This window comes from Porticoccus sp. W117, from assembly GCF_030341905.1.
In the GTDB taxonomy this organism is placed as follows: Bacteria; Pseudomonadota; Gammaproteobacteria; order Pseudomonadales; family Porticoccaceae; genus SCSIO-12696.
Window position 1 is genome coordinate 116,575 of the sequence record NZ_JATAAF010000001.1, and the last position, 16,709, is coordinate 133,283.

At 52.9% G+C, this 16,709-nt stretch carries 17 protein-coding genes; 2 read left to right on the forward strand and 15 right to left on the reverse strand.

Translation table 11 applies throughout. From position 1 onward, the window contains the following. Positions 1 to 77: 77 nt before the first annotated feature. The 13 genes from QSV34_RS00630 to QSV34_RS00690 are packed head-to-tail and all read right to left on the reverse strand — an operon-like array spanning position 78 to position 12,309. Entirely contained in the window at positions 78 to 1,319 is a 1,242-nt protein-coding gene (locus tag QSV34_RS00630) for an NAD(P)/FAD-dependent oxidoreductase (protein WP_289151081.1), read from the reverse strand. Continuing rightward, positions 1,309 to 3,636, reverse strand: coding sequence for an MMPL family transporter (locus tag QSV34_RS00635; RefSeq protein ID WP_289151083.1), 2,328 nt, complete (start codon positions 3,634 to 3,636; stop codon positions 1,309 to 1,311). Before QSV34_RS00635 ends, QSV34_RS00630 begins: the two co-directional genes overlap by 11 nt. A gap of 2 nt (positions 3,637 to 3,638) precedes the next feature. Then, a complete protein-coding gene (locus tag QSV34_RS00640) occupies positions 3,639 to 4,271 on the reverse strand; it encodes a LolA family protein (protein ID WP_289151085.1) in 633 nt (210 codons plus the stop codon). A 4-nt stretch (positions 4,272 to 4,275) separates the two neighbouring features. Continuing rightward, positions 4,276 to 4,716, reverse strand: a complete 441-nt coding sequence (locus QSV34_RS00645; RefSeq protein ID WP_353738334.1) for an acyl-CoA thioesterase — start codon at positions 4,714 to 4,716, stop codon at positions 4,276 to 4,278. Beyond that, positions 4,703 to 6,256, reverse strand: a complete 1,554-nt coding sequence (locus QSV34_RS00650) for an HAL/PAL/TAL family ammonia-lyase (RefSeq protein ID WP_289151087.1) — start codon at positions 6,254 to 6,256, stop codon at positions 4,703 to 4,705. The genes QSV34_RS00645 and QSV34_RS00650 overlap by 14 nt, the downstream gene beginning before the upstream one ends. Then, the gene (locus QSV34_RS00655; RefSeq protein ID WP_289151088.1) at positions 6,246 to 7,202 is read right to left on the reverse strand and encodes a lysophospholipid acyltransferase family protein; all 957 of its coding nucleotides are present in this window, start codon (positions 7,200 to 7,202) and stop codon (positions 6,246 to 6,248) included. Before QSV34_RS00655 ends, QSV34_RS00650 begins: the two co-directional genes overlap by 11 nt. Continuing rightward, positions 7,199 to 7,969 (reverse strand): glycosyltransferase family 2 protein, encoded by a 771-nt coding sequence (locus tag QSV34_RS00660; RefSeq protein WP_289151090.1) that lies wholly within the window; start codon positions 7,967 to 7,969, stop codon positions 7,199 to 7,201. Before QSV34_RS00660 ends, QSV34_RS00655 begins: the two co-directional genes overlap by 4 nt. After that, complete coding sequence (locus tag QSV34_RS00665; protein WP_289151092.1) at positions 7,962 to 9,731, reverse strand: ApeI family dehydratase; 1,770 nt, start codon at positions 9,729 to 9,731, stop codon at positions 7,962 to 7,964. The genes QSV34_RS00660 and QSV34_RS00665 overlap by 8 nt, the downstream gene beginning before the upstream one ends. Continuing rightward, positions 9,721 to 10,287 (reverse strand): COG4648 family protein, encoded by a 567-nt coding sequence (locus QSV34_RS00670; protein WP_289151094.1) that lies wholly within the window; start codon positions 10,285 to 10,287, stop codon positions 9,721 to 9,723. Before QSV34_RS00670 ends, QSV34_RS00665 begins: the two co-directional genes overlap by 11 nt. After that, positions 10,287 to 10,547: an acyl carrier protein gene (locus QSV34_RS00675; RefSeq protein WP_289151095.1), complete on the reverse strand. Its 261-nt coding sequence runs from the start codon at positions 10,545 to 10,547 to the stop codon at positions 10,287 to 10,289. The genes QSV34_RS00670 and QSV34_RS00675 overlap by 1 nt, the downstream gene beginning before the upstream one ends. After that, the gene (locus QSV34_RS00680; protein ID WP_289151097.1) at positions 10,547 to 10,807 is read right to left on the reverse strand and encodes a phosphopantetheine-binding protein; all 261 of its coding nucleotides are present in this window, start codon (positions 10,805 to 10,807) and stop codon (positions 10,547 to 10,549) included. Before QSV34_RS00680 ends, QSV34_RS00675 begins: the two co-directional genes overlap by 1 nt. Further along, the gene (locus tag QSV34_RS00685; protein WP_289151099.1) at positions 10,758 to 11,564 is read right to left on the reverse strand and encodes a lysophospholipid acyltransferase family protein; all 807 of its coding nucleotides are present in this window, start codon (positions 11,562 to 11,564) and stop codon (positions 10,758 to 10,760) included. Before QSV34_RS00685 ends, QSV34_RS00680 begins: the two co-directional genes overlap by 50 nt. 1 nt (position 11,565) lies before the next feature. Continuing rightward, the gene (locus tag QSV34_RS00690) at positions 11,566 to 12,309 is read right to left on the reverse strand and encodes a beta-ketoacyl synthase chain length factor (RefSeq protein ID WP_289151100.1); all 744 of its coding nucleotides are present in this window, start codon (positions 12,307 to 12,309) and stop codon (positions 11,566 to 11,568) included. Between the two features lie 170 nt (positions 12,310 to 12,479). On the opposite strand from QSV34_RS00690, the gene QSV34_RS00695 reads away from it, so the two are divergent. Both QSV34_RS00695 and QSV34_RS00700 read left to right on the forward strand, forming a co-directional pair. Next, positions 12,480 to 12,917, forward strand: coding sequence for an excinuclease ATPase subunit (locus tag QSV34_RS00695; RefSeq protein WP_289151102.1), 438 nt, complete (start codon positions 12,480 to 12,482; stop codon positions 12,915 to 12,917). A gap of 123 nt (positions 12,918 to 13,040) precedes the next feature. Continuing rightward, positions 13,041 to 13,691 carry an energy transducer TonB gene (locus tag QSV34_RS00700; protein WP_289151103.1) on the forward strand — a complete coding sequence of 217 codons (651 nt, stop codon included), beginning with the start codon at positions 13,041 to 13,043 and terminating at the stop codon, positions 13,689 to 13,691. A gap of 219 nt (positions 13,692 to 13,910) precedes the next feature. On the opposite strand, the gene lysS is transcribed toward QSV34_RS00700, so the two are convergent. After that, entirely contained in the window at positions 13,911 to 15,482 is a 1,572-nt protein-coding gene (lysS, locus tag QSV34_RS00705) for a lysine--tRNA ligase (protein ID WP_289151105.1), read from the reverse strand. A gap of 98 nt (positions 15,483 to 15,580) precedes the next feature. Next, positions 15,581 to 16,685 (reverse strand): peptide chain release factor 2 gene (gene prfB, locus QSV34_RS00710; protein ID WP_289151106.1). Its coding sequence is split into 2 segments (ribosomal slippage): positions 15,581 to 16,603 and positions 16,605 to 16,685, totalling 1,104 coding nucleotides; the frame shifts between segments, so codons are not numbered across the junction. Positions 16,686 to 16,709: the final 24 nt, after the last annotated feature.

Consider the following 16,709-nt stretch of genomic DNA (forward strand, 5'->3'; position numbering starts at 1 on the left):
ATGCTGCTGAGGCGCGTTTTTGCACCCTGCCAACAGCATGGTGGCAAGCAATAACGTGGTAAATAGTATTCGCAAATTCAAACCATAGCCTCGCGGCAAACTTTGGCCAACACATCCAGCCGCCCTCTGGAGCTACGCACGAACGGGTTTTTATTGTCCCAGGCATAACCGGCCAAAATGGAGCAAATTTGCGCCCGTAAAATACGGTCTGCACCGGGATAGAAAAATATATCCTGCAATTTGCCCTCGTACCACATCTCAACAAAGGCGCGGAATGTATCCACTCCGCACTGCAGTGGCTGGGAGTAGTCGGCCTCCCAATCCACCGGCTCACCTCGCAACTCTCTGGTCAATGCCTCCGCTGCCAACTTGGCGGACTTCATGGCGATGGTGACCCCGGAAGAGAATACCGGATCGAGAAACTCACCGGCATTCCCCAATAGGGCAAAGCGAGGGCCCCACAAACGGGAAACGTTGGCAGAGTAACCAACAATGGTATTGACTGGCGTATCGTAACGGGCTTGCTTTAAATGGCGTGACAGCACCGGATCCTGATGAATCAAATCGCACAAAATACCCTGATCGTCGCCTTCGAATTCCGCAAAAAATGCATCTTCAGCAACAACACCCACAGAGCTTCGGCCATTGGCAAACGGAATCAGCCAGTACCAGACATCCCGGCGATCCGGATGCACGGTAATCAGTATTTTGTCGCGATCAAAATCCGGGGAGTCAATGCAATCCTCAACATGAGTAAAAAGCGACCGCCTCGACGGAAAGCTGGAAGGCCTGTCCAGGTCCAATAAACGTGGCAATACCCGGCCAAAACCACTGGCATCCAGCAAAAATCGGCCTGTACAAACAAAAGTTTCACCGCTGCTATTACGGGCATGCACCGTGCAACCATCGTCGTCAAACGCAACTTGCTCGATTGTCCGGTCGTAATAGATATCCACGCCTTGAGAAGCAGCGCAGTCCGCAAGAACCTTGTCGAAGCTGGCACGCTCTACCTGGTAGGTGGTTCCCCAACCAGGGGAAATTTTATCGCTGAAATTAAAATCGGTGTAACGCTCGCGCCAGTTAAACGCTGCGCCATTTTTGAGCTGAAAACCAGCGGCTTTCACCGCATCCAACATCCCCGCTTGTTCGATAAATTCCATACATTGAGGCAACAGACTCTCACCGATGGAAAACCGGGGGAAGTGTTCTTTTTCAAGAACAATAACGCTAAAGCCTTGTTGTTTAAGCAACGCTGCTGCCACAGCACCCGACGGCCCTGCGCCAATCACCAGCACATCGCTGTGCAGTTTATTCCCCATTCCTTTGCTCCTGTAACCTGGCGGCCACCGGTGACAGTAGCAGCGCAACCGCAATGCCGATCAGCAATGTTTGCCCAAACGACCTCACCGCCCCGGTATCACTCACTGACAGCAGGCCAAAAGCCAGCAAAGTGGTGATTGCCGACAAACCGATTGCCAGCGCTGTATGGGCGGCCAAATGGCGTTGGCGAACCGCAAAAATGCCAAAGTCCGCACCAATACCCAACAACAGCAGCAAGGCAAATATTCGAAACAGATTGAGGGTTTCACCCAACCAACCCAGCGCCCCAAGAGTAATCGCAATCGCGACAGCAGGAACACCAATGGCGAGCAAGGCACGCCTTTTGCCCAACCAAAAACTCAACAATACGGCTGCAGCCACAATGCCGAGCAACAACAAAAGCGATGCTTTCTGGCGATACGTTGCCATCACATCGGATACGTCATTTACCGTATCCACAAAATACACGCCAGCTGGCAATTGCAGCTGCTGCAAGGCGGTTACATCACGTACCCCCTGCAAACGCACGATAGAACGGCAGTTGCTCCCTTCACAACCCAGAAACAGGGTTTTCCAATGATCCGGGGCAACAGCCATTAACTCGCCCAATGACAAGATGCGTTCGCCGGACTGTTTAAATGCGCTGATTTCCGCGGCAATCAGTTTGTCGTCAAAGCCCAAATCCGCCAAGTAGCCAGCAACCGCACCTCTGTCGTACAGGCCCTGTTGTAACAAACGATAGTTTTCACGCTGTTTTTGCTTGTTGGGGAGCAGTTGAGACAGGCCTTGATAGCCAGAGATATCCCCTTCCCTTTGCAGGTTTTGCAGCCCTTTGGCGAATTTTCTTTCCCGATCAAGTAGCTCAGTTTCAGAGGTGCCTTCAACCACAAAAAAACGGCTGTCGAAGTTCGATGGCAACGCGGATTTAATCGACTCCTCCTGAGCTTTCAAATCCGCATTCGGCATCTGCAGCTGGCGCACATCATCTTCACTGTGCAACCAGACGCTTCCCAAAATCACTGCGAGCACCAGTGGCATTGCAAACCATCGCCTCGCCACCACACACTGTCCCCAGCGCTCTGCCAGGCCGCTTGCCGCTGATAACAAATGCTGGCGGCGAGGCCAGCAGAAGCGACGCAGAAAAAACGGAAATAACAGCACCACCGTCAACCAGGAAAACACCAGACCAGTTGCCGAAAAAACCGCCATTTGCCTTAAGCCCGGAAACGGAGCCGACGCCATGGTGAGATAGGCCACCACCGTGGTAACCAGGGCCAAGGTCATACTGCGCACCACCTGGCGTCGCCTTGTGCTACTCCCCTCATAACCAACCGCACCAGGTAAGTGGCTGCAAAAATAATGCAGGCAGTAATCCACAGCGACACCCACCAGACTGGCACCAAATACCAAGGTCAGAATATGCAGCTGGCCAAATAAAAAACCACTCAGGGTCCAGGCAGCACCGATACCGGTAGCAATGGCCAATATTGCCAGCAGCAAAGGTCGAATGGCTGCAAAGGTGGCGATTAACAGCAATACAACGCCAACCAGGGAACCCATGCCCACCAGGCGAATTTCCCGCTGTGCACGGTTGGAACCGGACGCCGCGTACACCGGCAAACCGGTGACATGCAGATTCAGGTCGCCAGCCAGCTCGGCACGCAGGGTCTGAATCAGCGCTAACAAACGCTCCTGCTGATCCAGATCGAAAGCTCCCTTGTCGACTTCGGCAACCACCAGCCCGTGATAAACGCCAGCCGACTCCCCAAGCAGAACGCCTTTGTTAGCATTCAATGAAGCTGGAAACAGCTGCTCAAAATAGCTGCCAAACAAGTACAGAGGGTCGCGTTCAAGGCTGCGTGTACGGGCGAACGCCGCGGGGCTGTACAACAGCTGTTTGCTATCTTGCAGGTATTTTTCAGGCTCCCGCTCCAGTTGATCGACGATTGCCCCGGTCAACAATTGATAGCGGTATGGAAGGAGTTGTTGGTAGAAATCAGCTGCCTGCTGCTGAGCAACTGACTGATCCAGCAATTGCAGAAAACCCGATTGCCGAATTGTACTTTGTACCTGCACGCCCGCATCGGTAACGTCGCTGCGCTTATCGCCGGTTACCATAAACAGCACTCGGCGTTCCGCGGTTTCCGCCAAACGTTTGCGCCCCTGATTCACCGCTGGCTGCTGATCCACAGAAGGCAGTAATTGCATCAGGTCGGTTTCAACGCGATACAAGTCGGCACCCTTGCACCACACTAACGCGGCCCCCAGTAACACAGCCAACAGCCATACAATGGCGCCACGTTTTTCTCCGGTCAACATCACTGCGCAGGTTGACCCACGATCTGAAGAAATTCGCTTTTCTCCGTGTCACTTAACAACGGCTTATGGCTGACGTTGTCAATTGACACGACTGTGCGATCACCACCGTTTTCATGGATTTCGATAGAGCGCACAGCCCTGTCACCGTTGACACTTATTTCCCGAACAACCTGTTGCCACTGGTCGGAATGAGGTGTCAGGGTAAGGCTCCACTGGCTATCAACAGTCGTTGCTTTCACCTGAAAATGGTGACTGAGCTGTTCACTATCAATCAGCAACAACGCCAATAGCAGCTGACCAAACTCCTCGGCCATGGGCTGGCCCTGCTCCGAGGTAAATACCTTACCTTCGGCGGTTATATGGATCGTGGATGGATAAGGTTGAACAACTCGCCAGCGAGCGCCGAGATTTTGTTGGAAGTAAAAATCACCAGTTGATGTCAGCGGGCGACTGAGTATTTTCAAATAGCGGTGCTGAACAAACTCACCTCGCACCGTATCGGAGCGATGCAGCCGTTGCGAGATATCCTGCAAAGTCGCTAAAGATTGTTCTTCTGCCGTTTGCGCAACCGCAGAAAAGCACATCAACAACGCCAACATCCCTGAAACCAGCACACGCAATAAGGCACGCAATGTTCTACTCTCCACCCATCTCAGCATCTACTTCAACGCCCAGGCGATCGTAAAGTACCTGAGGACTTGCGAAGCACATTTCACGGCTGGCTATATCCACTGCGACTTGGCAGGTGTGCCCTTTGGTGAGTCTGGCACCACTGGCCTGATCAAAAATGGTGTAGTTGATCTTCAAGCGGTTCTCGTATTCGGCAATTTCCGCCAACACCCTTATGGCAGCACCAAAATACGCAGGTCGTGCGTAGCGAACATGCAAGTCAATCACTGGCCATGCGTAACCAGACGCCTTCATTTGCCGGTAGTTGTAATCGAGTTTGTCCAACAACGCGCAGCGGGCAATTTCAAAATATTTTACGTAGTGGCCGTGCCAGGCCACTTCCATCATATCCACGTCGTGGAAGGGTATTTCAAGCACCACTTCCGCCTGCCAGTCAGGCTTCATCATACAGCTCCCAGTTTCGCTGACGCACTTCATCAAGTCCTTGGCGCAGCTCTTTTTCAAGAGCACGATCTTCCTTAAGGAATGGAGTCACCTCACGTATTTGCGCCACCGTGTCTGCCAGTTCTGCAGGCAGTTCGCTCTGCAGCTGCCCCTGGGCAGAGCGCAACTCCACCCCCTGAGCCGCTGCGTACAACACCGCCACTGCCACCTGCTCAGTGAGTTCCAATACCCGCAAACAGTCACGGGCAGCAATGGTGCCCATACTGACTTTGTCCTGGTTGTGGCATTCCGTGCTGCGTGAAAACACGCTGGCGGGCATGGTCAGTTTCAACGCCTCTGCCGTCCAGGCGGACACACCAATCTGTACAGCTTTGAAACCGTGATTGATCATGGCGGTATCGCTGTCAGCACCGGAAAGGTTGGCGGGCAAACCGTGGTTAAAACGCACGTCCACCATCTGCGCCATTTGCCTGTCCAGCAGATCGGCGATATTGGCAACGGCAGTTTTCAGACCATCCATGGCAAAGGCAATATGGCCACCATAAAAGTGACCGCCGTGGAGAACGTGCTCCCCTTCGCCATCAATAATCGGGTTGTCGTTAGCGCTGTTCAGCTCCCCTTCAATAAATTGCCGCAACCAGGGCAATGAATCTTCCAGCACACCAATAACATGGGGCGCACAGCGCAGTGAATAACGATCCTGCAAACGATGGCTGTGCCTGGGAGCTTCCCCCACATGCAGATCCTGGCGAATGCGTTCCGCCACTTTCATCTGCCCATGGTGGGGTTTTACCGAAAACAGCAATTCATCAAAATGGTAGCGGTTACCGGCCAGTGCAACCGATGCCAATGAGGTAATTCGGCAAGCCAGCTGACTAAGGTATTCCGCGCGCTTGTAGGCAAGGCAAGCCAGCGCCGTCATCACTGCAGTACCGTTCATAATCGCCAGAGCTTCTTTGGGGCGAAACTTCAGCGGTTCTATACCCAATTCGGAAAACACCTCTGCGGTGTTGCGGCGCTGACCGTTAAAATGCACTTCACGCTCGCCAGCCAGTACCGCTGCCAAATACGACAACGGCGTTAAATCGCCACTGGCCCCCACCGAGCCTTCCTCGGGAATCACCGGCAAAATATCGTGCTCCAACAGTTGCGCAATTTGCTGCAGCAGTCGATAGCGAACACCGGAATAGCCCCTTGTCAGGCTGGTTAGTCTGACTGCCAGTACAGCGCGAACCTGAGCGGCATCCAACTCTGCACCCAAACCACAACCGTGGAATGTATAGAGGTGCTGGGGCAGAGCCTCCACCATGTGCAGGGGAACTTCGACCGTACAGGAGTCCCCATAGCCGGTGGTCACCCCGTAAACCATACCTTCCTCTTCCAGCAGTTGTTCCAGAAAGTTGGAACCCCGGCGGATGTAGTCGACAAACTCCTGATCGTCACTCAATCTGGAAATGGCTTTGCTTTCGGCAACCGCCACAACCTGTTCGATGGTCAACGGCGTAGTATCGAATACCACCGCCGGTTTAGTTTCAGTGCTCACGTGAATCGGATCCCTGCCAAAAATCAAAAAAGTTATACCACTGTAATGGCGCCTGCTGGCAGTAATGGGACAGCCGATCGGCGTACTGCTGAGCGTATTCTGCCAACGCCGACTGACGCGCCCCCCTCGGCAATACCAGTTGCTCTGCAAAATGCTCTATGTAAACCCGGTAGCCTTTTTTCTGGCGTAGACAGAACAGGCTGTACACCGGACATTTCAGCAGTGCAGCGAGTATATACGGCCCTTGCGGGAAAGGCGCTGTGCGCCCCAGAAAATTGGCTTGCGTACGACGCCCTTCAACGCCCACCGGCGTTCTGTCGGCAGCAATCGCCAGCAATTCGCCATTGGCAACCCGTTGCGACAGCATGGCGGCAACCGCCGCGTCCAGCTCGGTTACTTCCAACAGCTCCACTTGCCGGTGGCCGTTCACCTTTTCCAGCAACTTATTAAAACTTTCTGCATGGCGGGTATGTACCAATATATTGAGCCGGGCACCGTTATCGACCATAGAGAGAACACGGCACATTTCAGTGTTCCCCAAGTGTGAGATAAACAGCACCGCGCCCTGCTGCCGAGCTTGCAGTTGGGTAAACACATCCCGCTGTGGAAACTGCACGGTTCTTTCGGTAACACCACCAATCCAGGCAGAAAATTTTTCCAGTAAATTTTGCGCAAAACTGAGCAGGTGCCGATAACTGTTCCACCAACTGCTTTTTGGAGTTTTACCGTCACTGGCAATATGCAACAGCCGCAGATAATCCAGGGATGCCCGCCGGGCTTTGCCGGCGAGCAAAAAGTAGTACAGCACTACCGGGCAGGCCAACAGCCAAAACAGTGGCAGCCCACCGTAGCGATAGCAAAACAGCAATATGCGAATCCCCAGAGGGTTGGCGATTTCCTGCTGCTCTGACCAGTGTTGCTCTTTGTGGGAATTGGCGTCGTTCATGAGTAGCACTTGCGCCCCAGTAACTTACGCCCTAACAGCATAGGCAGCCGAATCAGCATGCCAACAAAAAGTCTGGCGTGCATAGCGGATATGGCCACATTGTCTCGCCACAAATCAAAATGGGAAACGCCATCCAAAGGATAACTAACTGCCGTTTTCAGCGGTAATACATCCACACCCCGCCAACTGAGGCGCACCAGTATTTCCGTATCAAAATCCATTCGTTTGCCAAGATTGACGTTTTCCGTCAACTCAACCACTGTTGCCAACGGGTATATGCGAAAACCGCACATGGTATCGCCAATGGCCGTAGACAATGTATTGATCCATACCCACACGTGGGTCAGGTAACGGCCGTAAAAGCGTACCTTGGGCACCGATTCATCAAAACGGGGTTCGCCGTTAATGACGGATCCGGGGTTCCCCTGTGCATGCTCTATAAAACGAGGCACATCAGCCACATCATGCTGGCCGTCGGCATCAATCTGAAGAACGTGGCTGTAACCCTGACGCCAGGCTTCTTCAAAGCCAGACATAACTGCAGCGCCCTTGCCGCCATTCACTTCCCTACGCACCAGACTCACCTTTGGCTGAGTTGCCAGCTGATCAAGCACTGCAGCACAACGGGCATTGCTGCCATCGTCAACCAGTATGCAGGGCAGTTGATGATTCAATAACTGCGCGACAACGGTGCCAATCGCTTCTTCGTGGTTGTATACCGGCACCACGGCACATAGCTTGAATGTTGCGCGGCTGCTTTCAGACAAACTTCAGCCTCCCCTGGCTGTGCACACCATTGTCGGATTGCAGGCAAAAAGTGATCGTCTTTTTGGTTTCGTCGAAGGTCAATGTCAGTTGAAAATCGGTTTCCGGGCGCAGTACTTTCTGAAATTTGATCGCTTCCATAGACGCAAAAACGCCCAGCGGAAATTGCTGTCGGCTGAAGTGATCCGCCCAGCGAATTTGCACCACACCGGGCACAATGGGCGTCGAAGGGAAATGACCTGGCAGGTACGCCAGATCCGACTCAACACGCAGATTGAGTGTCACACTGTTATCCAGGCGCTGCTCCGACAAAATAAGAGGCAGGGTTTTTAATTTCTGTTTTGAATGCACGGTTTTATGTTCCATAGAGGGCTCAACAAACAACGCTTGCAACTTATTTTGCAGCAGTTTGCCTTGTGAATTCATGGGCATTTGCTCGACAAATCGCCATTTTCTCGGCAGCAAAACCGCTTCGTAGTAAAAACCCAGTTGCGATTTTAACTGACGTACCAGCGCCGCCTTTCCCTGCTTTTTGTAGTCAACCTGACCTTTATCGCTCAACACAACCACAGCACCAACCTGTTGGCGCCCGCCTTGCTCAAGTAACAGCATGCGCGCTTCCTGCACACTGGAATCTTGTTGCAAACGGTTTTCCAGCTCTGGCAACGACAATCGCTTGCCTTCGATTTTCACAATGCGATCCAGGCGGCCGAGCAATTGGAATTTGTTTTCGCCGGTTATCTTCACGGCGTCTGCCATGACGAGTGTGACATTTTCAGGCAGATGCGGTGAACGCAGCTGCAATTCCCCTCGCTCGCCCTGGGACAACTCGACGCCCGGAAAAGCCTGCCAATCATCAGAACAACTCCGGTCGCACCACTGCTGGCGCCAAGCAATGCCGCCACTCTCGGTGCTGCCATACACTTCTATCGGGGGCTCACCTAACCATTGTTGCAACTGCCCAGCACTGTCAGCTGGCAACAGTCCACCGGAAGAAAACAAGGCCGTTAAATGGTATTTTGCTGTATTCCAGGGAAGCGCCTCGTGCAATCGCTTGAGGTGAGCCGGGCTCGCCACCCAATTTATAGAGGGGTAGTTACTGGCATCTTCGAGAAGCGTTTGAGGGTCCTGATAACTGTTGCTGACAAAGGCTCTGCCCGCTGCAAGCGGCCAAAGCACTTTGAACAACAGTCCGTATATATGCTGGTGGCTGACAGTGGCGACGGTAACCGCATTACCCAGACGATTGCCCCAGCTGTTTTGCAGCGTTTCCAGCTCCGCAAAAATTTGCTTGAGTTGCTTTACTTCGCACTTGGGTTCTCCGGTGGAACCGGAAGTAAACAGTTCCAGAGTTTGCGTGGCATTCAGCTCTGCAAATAGAAATTCTGAGTGATTATTAGAGGAGTCAATCAGCTGCTTGATGTTGTTTACCGTGACACCATCAGCGGCTTCAAAATCCCCCAACAAAGCATCCACTTGAGTGGCTAACCCTGCCCCTGCACCGGGGCGGCCACTGCCTGCAAGTACCGGGATTTTGCCGCAGTGAAGCAAGGCCATCAGGGCAACTGCAAACGGATAACCATCTTTCAGGTAGAGACCCCAACGAACTTCCGGACGTTGCTGCAGCTGCGCGGCCAATCGACTTACGTCACTGGCAAATTCGCCCCAAAGCACCTTTCTCCCACTGCACCAAGCCACTTCACAAGACGGATCCCGCCCGATCACAAGGAGCTTTTGCAATAACAGGAAATGATCAGTGCGCATGTTCATTGTTGTTGCGCACCCGGCGTCGCACGGCCAATTCAATGACAAACATTAACCCCATCAAAAGATAAGCGATGAGGCCGTTGTATAACGTCCAGACTTCGAGATTAGCCCATACTGCAGTTACCGCCGCCACCAACCCGTTGAGCGCAAAAAACACACACCATGCCAGTGTCACTTTGCGAGTATAAATAACGGCAGCTGCTGGTAACTCCGGCTCACGAATGCGAGCCAGGCGTTCTATCAACGACGGTGGGCACATCAACGTATAAGCAAACACCAGCAGCATCAGGAAATTGACCAACACTGGATACCAGAGCAACAGCTGCTGGTGGTTAAAAAACATTAACAACAAGGCAAACAAACACAGTAAGGGAAACACCTTGCGCATCGGTTTGGCAGATGCTGAGTTTCCAGCAAGGGCAAAGCGAATCAGCAGGATCAACAACAAGGCGCCGCCAATAACACGCGGCGAAATATCGCCAACCCACAGGTAAACCATCACCGGATACAGTGCCGTGGCAATCACCAAAAGCCCGGTTAACAGGCGGCGCATCAAATACCCAGCAATCGCTCTATGGCTATCACCACGTCACCCACGGTGCGCACGGCTTTGAAGTCTTCAGGCTTCACCCGTTTGCCGGTGATGTCTTTCACTTTCACCACTAGGTCAATGGCATCGATACTGTCGATATCCAGGTCTTCGTAGAGGCGCGCTTCCATACTGATATCTGCCCGATCGGCTTCAAACATTTCCACCAATACATCGCAGAGCGTATCGAAAATCTCATCCCGATTATTCATCGAATAAGCCATTATTTTTCCCTCGATTGTTGCACCAACAACGCCAAGTTACGCACCGAGGCAAAGTGCTTCTTGGTTTCCTCTGATTCAGAGTTCAGCTTGATGCCATAGTTGTTCTGCATGGCGACACCCAGCTCCAGTGCATCAATGGAATCGAGGCCGAGGCCATCGCCAAACAGAGGCGCTTCCGAGTCGATTTCCTCAATGGATATATCTTCCAGATTAAGCGTATCGACAATCATCCGCTTCAGTTCGTTTTCCAGTTCCACCATGCTTTTCCAGCTCCTCGGTAAAATGATTTTGCAGTAGTTCAGTCACTCGCCTAACGGCCACGGTAATATTGGGCTCCCGACGATAATGGGAAATATCAATATCCTCGCCTACATACAGGGTGAAGTGCATTTTTCGTTCAGGTATCTGGAACCACTTCATATCTTTTGTCATTGCCGGCAACGCCCCGTGAATAACCACCGGGGTTATGGTCGCCTCAGAGCGCAATGCTACCTGGGCAGCACCGCGCTGAAAGCGCAATGGTTTGCCTGGTGTGGTGCGGGTTCCTTCCGGGAAAATCATCAGGCTGTCACCACTGTCCAGGCTGTCAGCGCACCCCTGAATCATTTTCTGGGAGTCACCATTGCTGACATAGTTCGCCGCACGCACCGGGCCGCCGGTGAATGGATTATTCCACAAGGCGTTTTTGACAACGCAATTGGCGTTGCGAATCTGGCTGATTAAAAATACCACATCCAACAAACAGGGGTGATTGGCAAGCACCAACTGCCCTTCCCGGTTCAACTTCTCGGCGCCAACAATCTCCAGTTTCAGCACACCCAGGCTGCGCAACAACCACACATGGGCGCGTAGAATATAGTGCAGCACCAGCCGCGAACGCCTCTGCAACTGGCTGGCCGGGGACAACAGCTTCAACAGGGGGAATACCAGAATGCCCAACAGGAAGCCGCCCAAACCAAAGAAAAAAAAGCCCAGCGCAGTGCCAATCAGACGCCAGATATGGTTCAACCGCCTCATATCAGCTTGCCAGTCGCCAGTTTGCGCCGGAACAGTGCCACAGAGCGCTGTCAGCGCCACCGGCCAGTACGCGGATCAAATCAAGTAGCTGGCTCTCCTGCTCTTGTATATCAGCCGCGCCTTCATTTGCTTGCATCTGCAAAGTCAGGTTAGCCGGGCCACTTTTCGAAACCAGCAGTGCACAGGCCAGCATACCGTCTGGACCTGGCACCGTTGATTGGTAGAGTTCTGGCAGTGGTCGATCATAGAAAACCAGCAGCGCCTGTTGCCATTGCCCTTCGTTCAAAATGCCCATCGCCTCCAGCAAGGCAGGGACCACACCCGCACCCAGAGGGGACAGACAGGAAATTTCAGCAGTAATGTTGCGGGCAATGCTCAACTGCCCGGCAATAGCGTTGTGAACCGACAGGCTAAAAGACGCCGGGGACAGCTGTTCCTGTTTGGCAACAGCCTCGGTTAATGCAAAGGTACGGTCACTCTCCCCATACAGGGAACTGAAAATCAGCGGCACTTGCTGGCAATCGTCCAGACACTGCCAGGCCACATGCATTGCGGCTCTTGCCAGTGGAGATAGCCTGCGCCGCAACATGGCTGGCATATAAGAGACATCGGGAACCTCTGGCACCGGATTTTTTGGCCTACTCACTACCGGATTGCCAGAGGCAGCCCATTGCTGCCACTGGGCATTGGTTTCCAAACCCGGCGCCCAGGCACTCCAGCGATCAATAGTGAGTGTCAGTGTCATAACCCGTATCCCGACAGGAACTTCTCCAAGCCGGCTATTATACGGATTTGCACATCATGCCAACAGCCTCACTACCTCCCTTCTTGAGTACCTCTATGCCTGCCCAGACAACAGGGTTATGATTGCATTGCCACGCCGGCAAAGGACCATAGACTCGAGGAGGATCCACAATGAAAATATCCACTATATCCACCATTCTCGCCGCACTGATGGCATTCAGCGCTCCCGCCATGGCTCGGGACACAAAGCATATGTACCCGCTGGATGACGCACTCAATACACCGGCGGCGCAAGAAAAGCTCAATCAGGGCATCAAATTCTATTTTGGCGACAAAAACCTGCCTGCAGTTGCCAAAGATCTGGGCACTTATACCGCCAACAAAAAGACCAATGCCTTTGGCAAGAGCGACAAAAAAGCCTGCGAGTGGGCCTTCCTGTCTGCCATGCTGTCGATGCAGAACCGCGCGGTAAATGAAGGTGGAGATGCTGTCATTATTCACAGCTACTACAAGAAGAATACCGTCAAAAGTAGCACCGAATACGAGTGTGGCGCTGGAGCAATTATGGCGGGTGTGACACTGGTGGGAAAGGTTGTTAAATTGAAGTAAAGCGTCAATGCGGGCTGCTTTGAAAAACAGCCCGCATTTTTATCTGCACAGTTAATCCTAACCCGATTTCAAGACAGTCCACGTTTAATCCCCTGTAATACAAAACAACTAATCGGGGGATCTATGCTGCTTTCGCAACCACTTTCAATACGTCCATTAAAAGCCATTTTTGCCGGTACAAGCATCACTTTGGGGCTGCTGTTTTTTATGACATCGCTGATAAATTCTGATGTCCAAAAAGAAGGGCAAATTATTGATTTATTGCCTATCGACCCGTTTCAACCACCAACAAAAATCGATGATGTTTTTAAAAAGCGCCTTACCCCTGAAATTCCAAAACCTATATTCAAGCCAGCGCCACCAATGACTTCGATCAACGCTACTGAAACGCCTCTTACTCCCGTTGCCATTGACAAGAGTTCAATAACCGAAAGCGACATCATGAGCAGCAATACTGGTCTGGAAGGCATTCAGGAGAGTCTGTTGAACGGAGGAAGCGAGCACACTGCCAGCCTGACCAACCCGGTAGCTGCGCGCTATCCCAGAGAGGCGCTTGAAAAGGAGCTGGAAGGTTATGTGGATGTCATTTTTGACATCACTATCACAGGAACCACCACCAATATTCGCGTGCTGGCGGCGGAGCCCGCAAGGGTTTTTAACCGCAATGCCATTAAGGCGGTGAGAAAGTGGCGATATCGCCCACAGGTTGAGAGCGGCAAAGCCGTGATGGTGACCGACGTGGTGGCCAGAATTCACTTTGAGCTGGAAAAGTAGCCGCAGTTAGCAGACAGAAACAACTCAGATCACAGTAAACGCCGGGAAGTTTACGTAGCGTATGAGTGGCTGGGCATCCATCCAGCCTTTTGGCCCTGCCATCCTTGGCGGGGCTTTTTTTATGTTTGTGAGACGGGAGATGTAAGACGAAAGACGGGCCGCTTCGCACTAGCCACAGAGCTACAAGTCTCCCATCTCCCGTTTTACGTCTCTCGCCATTTATTCCGGCCGCATATGAGGGAACAACAGCACGTCACGAATTGATGGAGAGTCCGTCAACATCATCACCAGGCGGTCGATGCCGATGCCCTGCCCGGCGGTGGGTGGCAAGCCGTATTCCAGAGCGCGGATATAGTCGGCGTCGAAGTGCATGGCCTCATCGTCGCCGGCGTCTTTTTCTACCACTTGCGCCTGGAAGCGCTCGGCCTGGTCTTCGGCATCGTTAAGCTCCGAGAAACCGTTGGCCACTTCGCGACCGCCGATAAAGAACTCAAAGCGATCGGTAACAAAGGCATCATTGTCACTGCGACGGGCCAGCGGCGACACTTCCGCCGGGTAGTCGGTGATAAAGGTGGGCTGAATCAGCTGTTCTTCAGCAATCGCTTCAAACACCTCAGTGAGGAGCTTTCCTAACCCCAACTTATTTCTATCAATTGGCAGCTTCACAACGTGTTTATCAAGAACTCTGTAGAAACGCTGCCGAATCAAATCTGCATGCGCATCGCGCTTTTCACGATCCACCAGCCAATCAACAGCTTCGCACAACTCGGCATCGTCGCTGCCATAGTGCTTAACGGATTCCGCCATGGTCATGCGGGCGAACGGCTTGGCGAAGTCGTAAGTCACTTCACTCAGAACCTCGCCTTCGGCATTTCTGGTGGTGTTCACCACATCGGTGCGCCCCAATACCGATTCACACAACTTGCGCAACATATCTTCGGTCAGATCCATCAGGTCATTGTAATCCGCGTAAGCCTGATAAAACTCCAGCATGGTGAATTCGGGGTTATGGCGGGTGGACAAACCCTCGTTGCGGAAGTTGCGGTTGATCTCGTACACCCGTTCAAAGCCGCCTACCACCAGGCGTTTGAGGTAGAGCTCTGGCGCGATGCGCAGATACATATCGATATCCAGCGCGTTGTGATGGGTAACAAAGGGGCGCGCAGTGGCACCGCCGGGAATCACCTGCAGCATGGGGGTTTCCACCTCCATAAAGTCTGCATTGTTAAGATAACTACGAATAAAATCAATAACTTTTGAGCGAATTTTAAAGATATCTCTCACTTCTGGGTTGACGATCAAATCCACGTAGCGCTGGCGATAACGCAGCTCCTGATCCGCCAGGCCGTGATATTTGTCCGGCAGCGGACGTAGGGATTTGGTCAGCAGCTGGTATTCATCGAGCTGGACATACAGGTCGCCTTTGCCGGATTTGTGCAACTCACCCTTAACTCCGATGATGTCGCCCAAATCCAGGGATTTGGCAAACGGGCGCGCGTCTTTAGTGACGTACAACTGGATACGGCCGCTCATATCCTGGATTTCCATAAAGGCACCGCGGTTGCGAATTACCCGGCCGCCGACGGCAAACACCAGGCCGGACTCCGCCAGTTCTTCCTTGGATTTTTCACCGTATTCCACTTGCAGATCACCACAGTAGCTGTCGCGACGGAAGCTGTTGGGGAATGCGGTGCCGCCACTGGTAGCCACTTCGTCGCGCATGGCTTGCAGCTTTGAGCGGCGCTCGGCGATTAGCTTGTTCTCATCCAATTGGGTGTTTTGTTCGGTCATTTTTCTCGTTCTCCTGTCATTCTGAGGAGCGTAGCGACGAAGAATCTCAAACTCTGCAGTTGTGAGATCCTTCGCTGCGCTCAGGATGACGTAATAGGTTACAGGCCCGCCTTCAAACTGGCCTCAATAAACTGGTCCAGGTCGCCATCCAGCACCGCCTGGCAGTTACTGGTCTGCACGCTAGTACGCAGGTCTTTAATACGGGAATCGTCCAGCACGTAGGAGCGAATCTGGCTGCCCCAACCAATATCGGCCTTGCCGTCTTCCATGGCCTGCTTCTCTTCATTGCGCTTTTGCATTTCCAGCTCGTAGAGCTTAGCGCGCAGCATTTTCCAGGCCTGGTCGCGGTTTTTGTGTTGCGAGCGCTGACTCTGACACTCGGCAACAATGCCCGTAGGTTCGTGAGTCAAACGCACCGCAGAATCAGTTTTGTTCACGTGCTGACCACCGGCACCGGAAGCGCGGTAAGTGTCGGTACGCACATCCGCGGGGTTGATATCGATGTCGATATTGTCGTCGATCTCCGGAGTTACAAACACAGAGGTAAACGACGTATGGCGGCGGCCACCAGAATCGAACGGCGATTTGCGCACAAGGCGATGAACACCAGTTTCGGTGCGCAGCCAACCAAAGGCGTATTCGCCCTCAAAGCGAATGGTGGCGCTTTTAACACCCGCCACTTCACCGGCGGAGCACTCCTCCAACGTGGTTTTAAAGCCTTTAGCCTCGCCCCAGCGCAAATACATACGCAGCAGCATCTCGCCCCAATCTTGGGCTTCGGTTCCGCCAGAACCAGATTGAATGGTTAAGAATGCGTTGTTGGGGTCCATCTCGCCAGAAAACATACGGCGAAATTCCAGCTTACCCAGCTGAGCCTGCATGGTATTGATTTCACCCTGGATATCCGCCACCGCGTCAGCATCGTCTTCCTCCACGGCAAATTCCAGCAGTTCCCGGGCATCGTCCACACCGCCATCCAGGTCGTCGATGGTTTTGACAACAGACTCCAACATGGAGCGCTCGCGGCCCAGTTCCTGGGCTTTCTCTGGCTCGTTCCAGACATCCGGCTCTGCCAGCAGCAGTTCTACCTCGGCCAGACGCTCTTTCTTGTTATCGTAGTCAAAGATACCCCCTAAGCACGTCGGTGCGCGCTTGCAGATCGTCGAGGGTATTTTTCAGGGGGGCTACTTCCAACACGGCCATATTCCACAATTTTTCATAGAGAAA